15 protein-coding genes are annotated in these 12,873 nt (G+C 52.1%); 10 read left to right on the top strand and 5 right to left on the bottom strand.

Translation table 11 applies throughout. From position 1 onward, the window contains the following. The 4 genes from VAE48_RS13375 to VAE48_RS13360 form a co-directional block, all read left to right on the top strand. A partial coding sequence (locus VAE48_RS13375) for an iron ABC transporter permease (protein ID WP_322793831.1) occupies positions 1-1,514 on the top strand: 1,514 nt, incomplete at its 5' end. Further along, positions 1,511-2,602 carry an ABC transporter ATP-binding protein gene (locus tag VAE48_RS13370; RefSeq protein WP_322793830.1) on the top strand — a complete coding sequence of 364 codons (1,092 nt, stop codon included), beginning with the start codon at positions 1,511-1,513 and terminating at the stop codon, positions 2,600-2,602. The genes VAE48_RS13375 and VAE48_RS13370, both read left to right, overlap by 4 nt. A gap of 335 nt (positions 2,603-2,937) precedes the next feature. Then, entirely contained in the window at positions 2,938-3,906 is a 969-nt protein-coding gene (gene rsgA, locus VAE48_RS13365) for a ribosome small subunit-dependent GTPase A (protein WP_322793829.1), read from the top strand. Then, complete coding sequence (locus VAE48_RS13360; protein WP_322793828.1) at positions 3,903-4,385, top strand: RNHCP domain-containing protein; 483 nt, start codon at positions 3,903-3,905, stop codon at positions 4,383-4,385. The genes rsgA and VAE48_RS13360 overlap by 4 nt, the downstream gene beginning before the upstream one ends. A 6-nt stretch (positions 4,386-4,391) precedes the next feature. Here VAE48_RS13360 and VAE48_RS13355 read toward each other — a convergent pair whose 3' ends face one another. From VAE48_RS13355 to rpiB, 5 genes are all read right to left on the bottom strand, one after another. Then, positions 4,392-4,664, bottom strand: a complete 273-nt coding sequence (locus VAE48_RS13355) for a EutN/CcmL family microcompartment protein (RefSeq protein ID WP_322793827.1) — start codon at positions 4,662-4,664, stop codon at positions 4,392-4,394. Between the two features lie 9 nt (positions 4,665-4,673). Further along, on the bottom strand, positions 4,674-4,994 hold the full coding sequence (locus VAE48_RS13350) for a EutN/CcmL family microcompartment protein (protein ID WP_322793826.1): 321 nt from the start codon (positions 4,992-4,994) through the stop codon (positions 4,674-4,676). A gap of 16 nt (positions 4,995-5,010) precedes the next feature. After that, complete coding sequence (locus VAE48_RS13345) at positions 5,011-5,304, bottom strand: EutN/CcmL family microcompartment protein (RefSeq protein WP_322793825.1); 294 nt, start codon at positions 5,302-5,304, stop codon at positions 5,011-5,013. Positions 5,305-5,318: 14 nt separating this feature from the next. After that, positions 5,319-6,023: a deoxyribose-phosphate aldolase gene (gene deoC / locus VAE48_RS13340; protein WP_416181050.1), complete on the bottom strand. Its 705-nt coding sequence runs from the start codon at positions 6,021-6,023 to the stop codon at positions 5,319-5,321. Between the two features lie 231 nt (positions 6,024-6,254). Continuing rightward, positions 6,255-6,836: a ribose 5-phosphate isomerase B gene (rpiB, locus tag VAE48_RS13335; protein WP_322793823.1), complete on the bottom strand. Its 582-nt coding sequence runs from the start codon at positions 6,834-6,836 to the stop codon at positions 6,255-6,257. A 202-nt stretch (positions 6,837-7,038) separates the two neighbouring features. Here rpiB and VAE48_RS13330 point away from each other — a divergent pair, with 202 nt between their 5' ends. The 6 genes from VAE48_RS13330 to VAE48_RS13305 form a co-directional block, all read left to right on the top strand. Further along, positions 7,039-7,290 (top strand): thioredoxin family protein, encoded by a 252-nt coding sequence (locus VAE48_RS13330; protein WP_322793822.1) that lies wholly within the window; start codon positions 7,039-7,041, stop codon positions 7,288-7,290. Between the two features lie 10 nt (positions 7,291-7,300). Beyond that, positions 7,301-8,080, top strand: a complete 780-nt coding sequence (locus VAE48_RS13325; protein WP_322793821.1) for an XdhC family protein — start codon at positions 7,301-7,303, stop codon at positions 8,078-8,080. A gap of 10 nt (positions 8,081-8,090) precedes the next feature. Continuing rightward, on the top strand, positions 8,091-9,251 hold the full coding sequence (locus tag VAE48_RS13320; RefSeq protein WP_322793820.1) for an ATP-binding protein: 1,161 nt from the start codon (positions 8,091-8,093) through the stop codon (positions 9,249-9,251). Positions 9,252-9,387: 136 nt separating this feature from the next. Then, complete coding sequence (locus tag VAE48_RS13315; RefSeq protein ID WP_322793819.1) at positions 9,388-9,837, top strand: MarR family transcriptional regulator; 450 nt, start codon at positions 9,388-9,390, stop codon at positions 9,835-9,837. Between the two features lie 39 nt (positions 9,838-9,876). Next, positions 9,877-12,123 (top strand): ABC transporter ATP-binding protein, encoded by a 2,247-nt coding sequence (locus tag VAE48_RS13310; RefSeq protein WP_322793818.1) that lies wholly within the window; start codon positions 9,877-9,879, stop codon positions 12,121-12,123. Positions 12,124-12,182: 59 nt separating this feature from the next. Next, positions 12,183-12,873: ABC transporter ATP-binding protein (locus VAE48_RS13305; RefSeq protein ID WP_416181049.1), on the top strand; the 691-nt coding region annotated here is incomplete at its 3' end.

Below are 12,873 nucleotides of genomic sequence, written 5' to 3'. Positions count from 1 at the left end.
CGTTATTCTATCTGGTCATTCGGGCCGCCGGGGCAAGTCCGGCGGCGTGGAGCTGGCTGCTGCGCCTGCAAACCCTGCAAATCATGGGGCAAAGTATCGGTTTGGCGCTTGCGGTAATGCTTTCGGCGGTCATCATTGGCCTGCCGACGGCATGGCTGGTCACGCGCACGAACCTGCCGGGTAAAACGCTCTGGGCTGCATTGCTGCCTTTGCCGCTGGTCATTCCCAGTTATGTGAGCGCATATTTGTTCGTTTCCCTGTTTGCGCCGCGCGGCCTGCTCCAGAATCTACTGGAAGGCTGGCTGGGTATTGAACGGCTGCCTTCCATCTATGGCTTTTGGGGAGCATGGCTGGTTTTGACCCTGATGACCTATCCCTATGTGTTTCTGGCGGTGCGGGCGGGGTTAATCCGCACCGATCGATCTCTGGAAGAGGCAGCCCGCAGTCTGGGTTACTCGGTCTGGAAAACTTTTTGGAAAGTAACCCTTTCGCAACTCCGCCCGGCGCTGGCTGCCAGCAGTCTGCTGGTGGGGTTGTATGTCCTGCGCGATTTTGGGGCTGTTTCTATCCTGCGTTTTACCACCTTCACGCGGGCAATTTATCTGCAATATCAATCCTCCATTGACCGCTCGGCTGCTGCGTTACTTTCGCTGGTGCTGGTGCTGATCACGATTGGCTTTCTGGTGGGAGAGCAACGCATGCGGCGGTCTTCCGCCGAACAACCCTACACGGCCGTGCATCCCGCTCCACCGGTTGATCTGGGTCACTGGCGGGTGGCGGCAATTGTGATCATTATTGGAGTGCTGCTTGGCGCTCTGATTCTACCGGCTGGGGTGCTTTTTTACTGGCTGGTGCGCGGACTGGCGGCTGGCGAACAACTGAGCGGCTGGTTGCGCCCTTTGACCGGTTCACTGACGGCTTCCGGTCTGGCGGCGGTGATTACCGTGATCGCGGCACTGCCGGCATCACTCCTCTCGGTTCGCCGACCCGGTTTCTTCAGTCAACTGATCGAAAAATGGAGCTATTTGGGATATGCTGTGCCGGGAGTGGTCATTGCCCTCTCCCTAGTCTTTCTTGGAGCAAATTACCTGCCGTTGATGTATCAGACTCTGTTCATGCTTTTGCTGGCCTATGTAATACTGTTCCTACCGCAGGCGGTTGGCAATCTGCAGGCTGTTCTTCGGCAGGTGCAGCCCAGTCTTGAAGAGGCGGCTGCCAGTTTGGGGCATTCGCCGCTTCGCGTTTTTCAACGGATTACGCTGCCTCTGGTGATGCCCGGTGCGTCGGCGGCGGCAGCACTGGTGTTTTTGACCGCCATGAAAGAATTACCGGCTACTTTGCTGCTTGCACCGACCGGTTTTTCCACGCTGGCCACACAGGTGTGGGGAGCGGTCTCTGAAGCTTACTTTGCGCGGGCGGCTTTACCGGCGCTTATTCTAATCCTGGTCTCTTCAATTTCTATTTTGCTAATCAATCACCATACCTCTGATGAAGGATCTGCTCAACGAACATGAATGACAATTTGATTGAGTGTTGTCAGTTAGAAAAATGTTATTCTTCTCAACCCGCGGTCAGCGGTTTGAACCTTGAATTGCGCGATGGAGAAATCCTTGCCCTGGTTGGACCCAGCGGCTGCGGTAAAACGACCACCCTGCGCCTGATTGCCGGTTTTGAACGTCCGGATCGGGGTGAAATCTGGATGCAGGGCAGGCCGCTCAGTAATGAGGATACTTTTGTTCCTCCAGAAAAACGACAAATTGGTGTAGTCTTTCAGGATTACGCCATTTTTCCACATTTGTCAGTGGCAGAAAATGTCGCTTTTGGATTGCACAAAAAATCCCCCGCCCAAGTTAAACAGCGGGTAGCAGAGATGCTCGAACTGGTGGGCCTGAGTGGACTGGCAAAGCGAATGCCGCATCAGCTTTCCGGTGGAGAACGGCAGCGGGTTGCGCTTGCCCGGGCGCTGGCGCCTCAACCAAAGGTTTTACTGCTGGATGAACCCTTTTCCAGTCTGGATATGGATTTGCGCCTGAAATTGCGTGAGGAAGTCCGCTGGTTGCTTAAGAACCTTCATCTGACTGCCCTGTTTGTGACGCACGATCAGGAAGAGGCGCTGTATATGGGTGACCGGCTGGCAGTGATGAATCAGGGTCATGTTCAACAGGCAGATTCCCCGGAGCGTATTTTTTCCCATCCGGCAAACCGCTTTGTAGCCGAATTTATGGGAAATGCCAATCTGCTGCCGGGGAAAGTGGTTGAGCAGGGGATTGAAACCGAAATTGGTTTGATTCCTCAGCGGGTTGCATTACCATTTGGCAGTTCGGTAGAGCTGGCGGTGCGTGCAGACGATTTAGGCTTTGATCTCCATGGGGAAACAAACGGCGTGATTCTCTCGCGCATCTTCAAGGGGGTGTTGAATGTTTACCAAATCCGCCTCACTTCCGGGCTGGTTCTGGAGGCTTTTCAGCCCCACTACCGCATGTTTCCCGAAGGTCAGGCTGTTCGGATATTTGCGGATGCCGGTCATGAACTGGCCTGTTTTTACAATGGGGTTGCAATAACAGCGGATGAATATCACCTTGACAGGGTTACCAAAGCCTGATATAAACTTTTTATCTAATTAATTCTACGGAAGGAGAGGCGTTGTATGTTTACAGCAGGATCGGTGCTTGTTTGCAATCGAGCCGTATGGGCGCGCCTGCCTTTCGGGAGAGCTTGCTGATTCTGATTTTCTGAACGAAACGATCTGCAGCCACGGCGTGCTCATTCCCGTGGCTTTTTAATTTCCGGGTGTTCGTGAGGTGGATTGCCTTCCGGCAATATTGCAGCATGTCACCAGAGATGTTTGACTGACTTTAAGTCAGCAGTAGGAAATCATTGGCACCAGCCACGGAAAAATTCGAGGCTGGTGTTTTTGTTTAATAAGGAATTTCAACCATGTTTCACCACGATTGTGAGAACGAACTTTTGGGTGTTATCACCAAAAAATTGAATAGTGCTTTTGAAGTGAGCGTTGATGATCGAATCATCCCGTGCAGCTTGTTGGGCAGTTTGAAAAGTAATAAGCTCAAAAAGGACTCAGCGGGTTCGTTTGCGTCAATAACGGTTGGAGATGAAGTCCGGGTACGCTTAATGGCCAGCCAGCAAGGTGTCATTACGGCTGTAATGCCGCGCCGGAATGGTTTTGGCAGGCGAGCGGCACTTTCCATGCCGGATAAATACCCACACGAACAGGTCATTGCGGCAAATTTAGACCAAGTCCTTGCGATTTTCTCTATCGCCCAGCCCGATCCTCACTGGAATTTACTGGATCGCTACCTTTTGGCAAGCGAAGATGCCGGTTTATCGGCAGTGATCTGCATGACCAAAATGGATTTGCTCGAAAACCAGAATCATCAATCTGACCAGGAAACCATGCAGATCCTCGAAGATTTTCGCCGAATTGGCTATCCGGTGATTTTTACGAGCACGCGGACGGGTGAAGGTCTGGATGATTTGCGCTCCATCCTGACCGGACGGGTTTCGCTGGTTATCGGCAAATCGGGTGTTGGAAAATCATCGTTGTTGAATGCATTACAAGCAGGAAGACAGTTAAGGGTTGGGGATGTCAATCCGATCACCGGCAAGGGACGGCATACCACCACTCATTTAGAAATGCTACCCCTCCAGGGTGGAGGTGCAATCATAGACTCTCCCGGCATGCGGGAATTCGGTCTGTGGGATATACCCGCGGATGAACTAGCAGCCAGCTTCCCGGAGATGCGAGATTTCCTCGGAAAATGCAAATTCGGGCTGAACTGTGCCCATGATGAAGAACCCGGCTGCGCCGTTCGCCGAGCTGTGCTGGAAGGCCATATTCATCCGCGCCGTTACCGAAGTTACCTGAGGTTGCGAGGTTCAGCATGAAGAAGCGCTTTTACCCCAGCCAACAGGATTTTACCTGCAAGCACTGTGGAAATTGGGTATCCATAAATCCAATTCTGAGCAGTGTGTCCAACCGAAATCACTGCCCCTACTGCCTGTGGTCGCGTCATGTGGATTTATACGCTGCCGGTGACCGGTTGAGTGCCTGTAAAGGCAATATGAAGCCAATTGGATTGACCTTCAAACGACAACGTAAAAAGTACGGCAGTTTTCTGCAAGGTGAATTGATGTTGATTCACCAGTGTGTCGAGTGCGGCGCTGTTTCAATCAATCGGCTGGCAGCAGATGATGACACTGACCGGCTGTTATCGGTTTATGAATATTCTCTTCATTTGGATGCAGAAATCTGCCGAAAATTAGCCAGCATCGGGATCGTCTTGGTGGAGGAAGAACACCGGCTTCTGGTAGCTCAGCGGATTGCTGGAACCAGCCTTGTCCAAGAACCAGAAATGGCGTGGTAGTGAAATTCACTCTTGCAGGTAGACCGAATCGACAATTCCAACGATCACCGAAATGACGCAGGCATTGGGGTTTTGTAATACCTGACGGGCGCCGTTCCCCTCACGGTTGACCAGAACAGTATCCCCGATGCCTGCGTGGGTATTGTCGAGAGCGATGAAGTCGGTATCGGGGGCTTCATCTTCCAAACCAAGCGGCTGTACGACCAGCAACCTCCGATTTTTATAATCGGGATGACTGATGGTGGTAACCACTGTGCCGACAACCTTGGCGAGTATCATGTTTTGGCCTTATGAGTATGGGTTCCAACCCCTTTGGAGGGTGAGTTTAAAGGATTCGTCACTTCTGACTTCCAGTTCATCTACAATACCAACCAGCGCCAGATCAATCGGGACAAATTTCTTATCCGGCAAGGCTAAAGCGGCTTCGCGGGCGCGCACCATCACGCATAGGTCACCCTCGCCGGCCTGGACGGTATCGGCTGCGACTTGCAACCCTCCCAGCGGTTGCAGGTGTTTATTGACCGGCTGAACAACCAGCAATTTCAACCCCTGTGTGCCGGGGTATTTCATGGTACATACCGCATTACCTTTGACAATGCCAAGCAACATGTTGGTTTAAGGGGTATCAGGGGGATTTCTGAAAAGTAATTTGCCCCTCAACTTCCAGGGTATCGATGATTGCCATGATGACCGCATCCACGGGGGTGTCTTTGGTCAGGGCGGTCTGGCGGGCCGAGGAGCCGGCACAGGTCAGCACCAGATCCCCGATGCCGGCATCTACCGTGTCAATTGCCACGTAAGGTTTGCCGCTGGGGTTTCCAAACTCATCGGTCGGGCGGACGACCAAAAGTTTGCGTCCGGCCAGTTTTTCATCCTTGATGGTTGCCACGGTTGTGCCGATTACTTTGGCGATCAGCATGATTTCTTCTCCCCTCAATAACTTTTTTGCAGAACCGCTTCGGGCGTTTTGGCTGGTGAGTCGGCGGGTTGTGCGCCAGAGATGATTTTAACACTGGCGCTGGCACCAATGCGGTTTGCACCGGCTTTAATCATTTGTTCGGCATCTTCATAGGTGCGCACCCCGCCGGAGGCTTTGACACCCAGTTGCGGGCCAACCACCCGGCGCATGAGGGCGACATCATTAGCGGTGGCACCTCCGCCAGAAAAACCGGTAGAGGTTTTGACGAAATCGGCGCCTACTTCTTTGGCAATTAAGCAGGCAATGACTTTTTCCTCATCGGTCAGCAAAGCGGTTTCAATGATGACTTTGACCAGCACACCTTTTTCATGGGCGGTCTTGACCACACCGCGAATATCGCGGGCAACCAGCTGCAAGTCACGGGATTTAAGCGCGCCGATGTTGATCACCATGTCCACTTCCTGGGCGCCGAGTTGGATGGCCTGCCCCGTTTCGTAAGCCTTGACTTCCGGGGTGTTGGCACCCAGCGGAAAACCAATCACTGTGCAAACTTTTACCGGCGTACCCTGGAGCAGTTTGGCGCACAATTCAATCCAGGTTGGATTAACGCAGACGGAAGCAAAACCAAATCGTTTGGCTTCGAAGCACAGTTGGGCAATTTGTTCCTGGGTGGCATCGGGTTTTAACAGGGTGTGATCAATCATGCTGGCAATTTTCATGTCTTGCGGAACACCGCCCAGTCCGTTCGAAACCCGCTCTGCGCCGGCATGAATGACCTGCCCAACTTTGTCAAAACAAGTTTGAACACAAATCCCTTCAGCGCAGGAAAATTCGCAGTGCTCTCCATTATCTCCGCTAGGGTTTTGACGTTCCATCAGAACCGTCAAAACTTCGCGAGTGATGATTTCAACCAGTGAGGCAATTGTTTTGGCATCGTTATTCATGCGGGTTCAACCTCCCTTGAGGTATTCCTTTTCAATAGCGATGATTTTTTCAATCCTCCGGCTGTGACGGCCGCCCGCAAAGGCGGTTTCCAGCCAGGTTTTGAGAATTTGTCGGGCTAAATTGACGCCGATCAGACCAGCACCCAGGGTGAGTATATTGCTGTCGTTGTGTTCACGGCTGTTAATTGCCGAGGAAATGTCATAGGCCATGGCAGCCCGAATACCGGGGACTTTGTTGGCAACCATGCAGGAGCCGATTCCAGCACCGTCAATCATCACACCGCGCCATGCTTTACCGCTGGCAACTTGAATAGCAACCGCGTGGGCAAAGTCCGGGTAGTCCACAGAATCTTTGCTGTTCGTTCCAACGTCAATGATGGAATACCCTGCTTCCACAAGGTCTTTTTTTAAGATTTCCTTGAGTTCAAAGCCGCCGTGATCTGCACCAATGGCGATGACCTTATTGATCGAAGCCGGCTCGGAGGAAGGCGCAGGGTTACCGACCACTCCGGTGGAGGTTTGGCCGGTAGTTTGTTGAATGACCCGCAGTACAATTTCTCGTAATTCTGCTTCGGATAGGGGAGACAAGGAAATTCACCGTGAAGTGGGATGTGTTATGTAGATTATAACCTGAATAGCTGCTTATAGATTAAAAGCAGGAAAACCATTTGGGGTATCTTTTCTGTGAGACCTCTCCTAAAAATCTCTTACACTTGTCACTGGTATTGAGATAATTAGGGATTATAATGATATTCATTCGTACGAATATATTTTTACTGAGGTGATGGAGATGTTAAATATTAAGATTTTGGGTGTCGGTTGTGCAAATTGCAAGCGGCTTGAGGCCGTAACCCGTGAGGTGGTTGCTTTGCTTGGAATAGAAGCCGAGTTTGAAAAGGTGACCAATCATGCGGATATCATGCAGTACCCGATTCTGGCAACGCCGGGGCTGGTGATTGAAGGTAAAGTGGTCTCCTATGGCAGAATTCCATCCAAAACCGAAATTGAAAACTGGCTGAAAGAGGCTGTTCAATCCCATTGAGGAAGTAAAAATGTCCAAAGCCATTCAGCAACTTGCGCAGGCCATTGAGAACCGTCAACCGGCGGTGCTGGCCACGGTGGTGGAAGTCCACGGGGCATCACCCGCGAAAGTCGGAGCGCAAATTGTGCTTCTCTCCGATGGGAAAACCGCCGGGACAGTGGGTGGTGGTAAGCTGGAGTCGGCCATCCTCACAGATGCCACAAAGGCCTTAATGGAACACCGCGCCGGTCTGTTCCACTATAAGCTGGCAGAGGAAGGGGAAGACGCGATTGGCACACTGTGCGGCGGGGAGGTGACTGTTTTCATCCAACCCTTTCTTCCTGCTCCCCAGTTAGTCATCGTCGGCGGCGGACATATTGGAAGACCGCTCAAAATCATGGGAGAAGCCGCTGGTTTTGATGTGGTGGTTGTAGATGTTCAGGCTGGTCTGGCTACTGTGCCGGAATTGGAACAGGTTAAACTCGGCGAAGATTCCTATGTGGTGTTAATCACCACCGATCATGTTTCTGATGAAGCAGCCCTGCGCTATGCGCTGACCACCCCTGCTCCATACATTGGCATGATTGGCAGTCTGGCAAAATGCCGAACCATCCGCGAACATTTGCTGAAGGATGGCTATGATTCCCGTTCATTAGAACGGGTGTATGCTCCGATTGGGCTGGATTTGGGCGGAGTCACCCCGCAGGAAATTGCAGTGGCTATTCTGGCAGAGGTGATCGCTTGCCGTCACCAGAAAACCCGCGCTACGGATAGTGTCAAACTGCGCCGTTTGGAGATGATTCAGGTGTAGCATAGAAATCATGCAGCACTTTACATTCAATTTTCCCTTTACCGCCATTGTCGGTCAGGAGCGCATGCAGCGTGCTTTGATCCTGAATGCCATCGATTCGCGGATTGGCGGCGTTCTCATCCGCGGTGAACGGGGAACTGCCAAATCCACCGCAGCGCGAGCCCTGGCAGCCTTGCTGCCGGAACTCAAAGTCATTGAAGGCTGCCGTTTTGGGTGTGATCCTGAACGCCCGACAGAATGGTGTACGGAATGCCGCCAGCGCTTTCCAGAGGGGGCGAGACCGCCCGTGATTAGCCGTGCAACCCCGTTTGTGAATTTACCCATTTCGGCAACCGAAGACCGCGTGGTGGGTACGCTGGACATTGAAAAAGCCATTCAAAAGGGGGAAAAGGCTTTTGAGCCGGGGGTGCTGGCGGCAGCCAATCGCGGGCTGCTCTATATTGATGAAGTCAATCTGCTGGATGATCATGTGGTGGATGTGCTGCTCGACTCGGCAGCCATGGGGGTCAATATCATCGAACGGGAGGGCGTATCGTTCAGCCATCCAGCGAGGTTCATTCTGGTTGGGACAATGAATCCGGAGGAAGGCGATCTGCGCCCGCAATTACTGGATCGGTTTGGACTTTCGGTACAGGTGCGCGGATTACGCAGCGCATTGGAACGGGTTGCCATCATGAAGCGCCGCCTGGCGTATGAAGAAAACCCGGAGGCATTTTGCCGCGAGTGGCAGGCGCGCGAACGGGAGTTGGGTTTTCAGATCCATCAGGCGCGCCGGCTGGTTCAACAGGTGGAATATACCCGTGATGACCTGCTGGTGATCACCCAGCTGACGGCTCACTTTCAGGTGGATGGTCATCGTCCGGATATGGTGATTTTAAAGACAGCGCGGGCGCAGGCAGCCTTTGAGGGGCGGAATAGAATTACCCTGGAAGATGTTGCCATTGCCGCCGAATTAGCCCTGCCGCACCGCTTGCGCCATTCACCCTTTGAACAACAGGCTGCTCATGCCAGCCAATTACGGGATGAAATCGAGACCCTCTTAGGACTTAAACCCAATCAGCAGGGGGAGGAGCGCCGTCCAATGGGTTTGAAAACCTACGAGGAAGTCCTGAAAGAATACGCTGACCCGGATAATCCTTTGAAGGATTTTGTGGATACCGGTCTGCGCTGACAACCCTTATTCAGGCAATCAATCAGCCGTTTCCTCGAACCGGGAGACGGCTGATGTATAATCTTTTGCCTCTTGACAATTTGTCAAAATAAGTTAATATTCAACATCGCTTAACTATTTACAGGGATTGGATTTTATGGATCAAATTCGCCAAAAATACCTGGAAGTATTTGAACGAGCCATGGGACAGATTATGCAGCGTTCCATGCGCTCTTTCTGGCAATATACCAAGGAGCAGGGTCTCTCGATGACCCAAATGGTAGCCCTGCGCCATATTCACTACAATCAGGATTGCAATATCTCGCAAATTAGCGAGGAATTGGGGGTGACTGCCGCCGCTTCCAGCCAGCTGCTGGATCGGCTGGTGCAGCAGGGCTTGATTGCCCGCCGCGAAAATCCCAATGACCGCCGACACAAGCAGCTGGTCTTGACCGAAAAAGGCCGGCAAATCCTTGCCGAAAGCACACTTGCCCGCCAGCAATGGTTGTATCAGCTGGTGGATCATCTGACTGCTGAGGAAATGGAACAGATCATCCAGGCATTGGAATTGATGACCGAGCGGATGAAAGAGATTGAGCCGGTTTAAGGCCTGTTTATAAAAAGGTATTGATCAGGAGGTACATTAATGTTTCGGATTCTTAAGTACTTGAAACCCTTTGCACTGCCGTTGATTCTGGCAATTCTATTATTGTTTGTGCAGGCAAATGCCGATCTGGCATTGCCGGATTATCTTTCCAGAATTGTTAATGTTGGCATTCAGCAGGGCGGGGTGGAAAATGGTCTGCCGCAGGCAATGCGTCAGACGACCATGCAGCATCTTGGGCTGTTTTTAACGCCGGATGAGAAGGAGCAGGTGCTGAAATCTTACCGGCTGGTGGATCAGACCGACGCCGATTTTGCGTCTCTTGTCAAAACCTATCCGCTGCTGGCAGAAGAACCGGTCTATGTGCTTAGTCAGACCGATGCAGAGGTTCTCAAAAATCTGGAATTGCCGGTAGCAGAGGGTTTGCTGATCATTTCGGGAATTGAGCAGGTGCTGAAAGATCCCCAGCAGGCTCAAACCCTTATGCCGGGCATGTCTTTTGACCTTTCTCGTCTGCCGGCCGGCATGGACCTGTTTACATTGATGGCGAACCTGCCGGAGGCACAGCGCAATCAGATCCGCCAGGCGGTCAGCCAGCGATTTGAAACCATTGGTGGAGAAAAAGCCCTGGTACAGGCCGCCGCGCGGTCGGTTAAAGCGGAGTATGAGGCGCTGGGAATGGACACCGGGCAGTTACAAACCAATTACATTCTGCGGGTAGGCGGGCAAATGCTGCTCATCTCGCTTCTTTCCGCGGCGGCTATAGTACTGGTGGGTTTTCTGGCTTCGCGGGTAGCCGCCGGGCTGGCGCGTAACCTGCGCCACTTGCTGTTTGAACGAGTCATGCGCTTTTCCGGGGCTGAGATTGAAAAATTCTCCACCGCCTCGTTAATTACCCGTTCGACCAATGACATTACCCAGATTCAAATGGTCATGATGATTCTGATTCGGATGGTCTTTTACGCGCCCATCATCGGGATTGGCGGCATTATTCGGGCGGTGAACAAAAGCGCGGATATGTGGTGGATTATTGCTGTGGCAGTGATTTCACTGATCGGCCTGATCAGCGTGGTGTTTGCCATTGCTACCCCAAAATTTAAGATTATCCAGAGTCTGGTTGACCGCCTGAATCTGATTGCCCGTGAAAATTTGAGCGGGATGATGGTGGTGCGTGCTTTCAACCGTCAAAAGCACGAAGAACAACGCTTTGAAGAAGCAAACTTTGATTTGACCCGCACCAGCCTGTTTGTCAACCGCGTTTTTGTCATGGTTATGCCGTTCATGATGATCATTCTCAACGGAATTTCGGTGTTAATTCTGTGGATTGGGGCGCAACAGGTGGCCCAGGCGAGTATGCAGGTAGGCGATATGATGGCCTTCATGCAATATGCGATGCAAATTGTATTTGCCTTCATGATGCTCTCGTTTCTGTTCATCCTGTTCCCGCGTGCCGATGTTTCTGCCAACCGCGTTGCGGACGTGCTGGAAACGGAAATAACGGTTGTGGATCCCCCCCAGCCAAAATCCTTCCCGCAACCGTTTCGAGGACGAATTGAATTCAAGAACGTGTCCTTCCGTTACCCGGATGCAGAGGAAAATGTGTTGTGTAACTTGAATTTTGTGGCGGAGGCTGGAAAAACCACTGCCATCATCGGGACGACCGGGTCGGGAAAATCCACAGTCGTCAACCTGATCCCGCGCTTTTACGATGTTACCGGTGGAGCCATCCTGATTGATGGCGTGGATATTCGCGAGGTGCGCCTGAGCGAACTGCGCGATAAGATTGGCTACATTCCTCAACAGAGCAACCTGTTCAGCGGTACGATTGAGAGCAACTTGCGCTATGCCAATGAAGAGGCTGCTGAAGAAATTCTCAAACAGGCGCTGGAAATTGCTCAGGCGAGTGATTTTGTGCTGACCAACCCGGATGGATTGGAATTGCCCGTTTCTCAGGGCGGTATTAACTTTTCGGGCGGACAAAAGCAACGCTTGAGCATTGCCCGAGCCCTGGTCAAACGTGCCCCGATTTACATCTTCGATGATAGTTTTTCGGCGCTGGATTACCGCACGGATGCCCGCTTGCGTCGGGCTTTGAAACAAAGCCTGAAAGAAAGCACGGTGATTATCGTTTCTCAACGGGTGGCGACTATCAAAGATGCCGATCAAATTATCGTGCTGGATGAAGGTGAAATCATCTGCCAGGGTACCCATCAGGAATTACTGGAAAAGTGTGAAGTTTATCGAGAAATTGCCCTCTCGCAATTGAAGAGGGAGGAGGTGCTGGCATGACTCAACCCAATCATCTGACATCGGGCAATGGAAAACCCAGGCAATCGGAAGGCGGCGCGATGCGTCCGCCTTCCGCAGGGCGCGGCCCCATGGGCGGCGGCCGCGGACCTTTTGGCGGACATATGATGATGGGAAAGGTTGAAAAGGCGAGAGACTTCAAAGGAACCCTGCGCAAGTTACTGCATTATCTGGATCCTTTCAAAATCACGATCATCATCGTGATTCTGCTGGCAGCCGGCTCAACCGTCTTTGCGATCCTTGGTCCAAAAATCCTCGGCGGCGCAACCACCAAGTTGTTTGAAGGTTTGCTGGCGCAGTTGAGCGGCACCGGCAGTATTGATTTTGCGGGTATCGGGCAAATTCTGCTTACCGTGCTGGGGTTGTACCTGTTTTCCTCTGTCCTCAGTTACCTGCAGGGCTGGCTGATGACCGATGTGGCCATTACGGTAACCTATCAGCTGCGCAAGCAGATTATGTCAAAAATCAACCGCATGCCGTTCCGTTATTTCGACGGCACCACGCATGGTGAGGTACTTTCCCGTCTGACCAATGATGTGGATACCGTCAATCAGACCCTCAATCAGAGCTTGACCCAAATCATCACATCGTTTGTCAGTGTAGTGGGCGTGCTGGTGATGATGTTGACCATTTCATGGCAGATGACCCTGGTAGCCTTGCTGATTGTGCCGCTTTCGTTTGTGGTCGTAATGATGATTGTCCGAAATTCCCAGCGTTTCTTTACTCAACAAC

The sequence above is a fragment of the Bellilinea sp. genome, from assembly GCF_034432615.1.
Taxonomy (GTDB): domain Bacteria; phylum Chloroflexota; class Anaerolineae; order Anaerolineales; family Anaerolineaceae; genus Bellilinea.
The sequence above is the reverse complement of the archived record's forward strand: the minus strand, read 5'-3'. Positions and strand labels throughout refer to the sequence as shown.

Coding starts and splice junctions, on each gene's coding strand:
- VAE48_RS13370 (WP_322793830.1), top strand. CDS start 1,511: ATGAATGACAATTTGATTGAGTGTTGTCAGTTAGAAAAATGTTATTCT.
- rsgA (WP_322793829.1), top strand. CDS start 2,938: ATGTTTCACCACGATTGTGAGAACGAACTTTTGGGTGTTATCACCAAA.
- VAE48_RS13360 (WP_322793828.1), top strand. CDS start 3,903: ATGAAGAAGCGCTTTTACCCCAGCCAACAGGATTTTACCTGCAAGCAC.
- VAE48_RS13355 (WP_322793827.1), bottom strand. CDS start 4,664: ATGATACTCGCCAAGGTTGTCGGCACAGTGGTTACCACCATCAGTCAT.
- VAE48_RS13350 (WP_322793826.1), bottom strand. CDS start 4,994: ATGTTGCTTGGCATTGTCAAAGGTAATGCGGTATGTACCATGAAATAC.
- VAE48_RS13345 (WP_322793825.1), bottom strand. CDS start 5,304: ATGCTGATCGCCAAAGTAATCGGCACAACCGTGGCAACCATCAAGGAT.
- deoC (WP_416181050.1), bottom strand. CDS start 6,023: ATGAAAATTGCCAGCATGATTGATCACACCCTGTTAAAACCCGATGCC.
- VAE48_RS13330 (WP_322793822.1), top strand. CDS start 7,039: ATGTTAAATATTAAGATTTTGGGTGTCGGTTGTGCAAATTGCAAGCGG.
- VAE48_RS13325 (WP_322793821.1), top strand. CDS start 7,301: ATGTCCAAAGCCATTCAGCAACTTGCGCAGGCCATTGAGAACCGTCAA.
- VAE48_RS13320 (WP_322793820.1), top strand. CDS start 8,091: ATGCAGCACTTTACATTCAATTTTCCCTTTACCGCCATTGTCGGTCAG.
- VAE48_RS13315 (WP_322793819.1), top strand. CDS start 9,388: ATGGATCAAATTCGCCAAAAATACCTGGAAGTATTTGAACGAGCCATG.
- VAE48_RS13310 (WP_322793818.1), top strand. CDS start 9,877: ATGTTTCGGATTCTTAAGTACTTGAAACCCTTTGCACTGCCGTTGATT.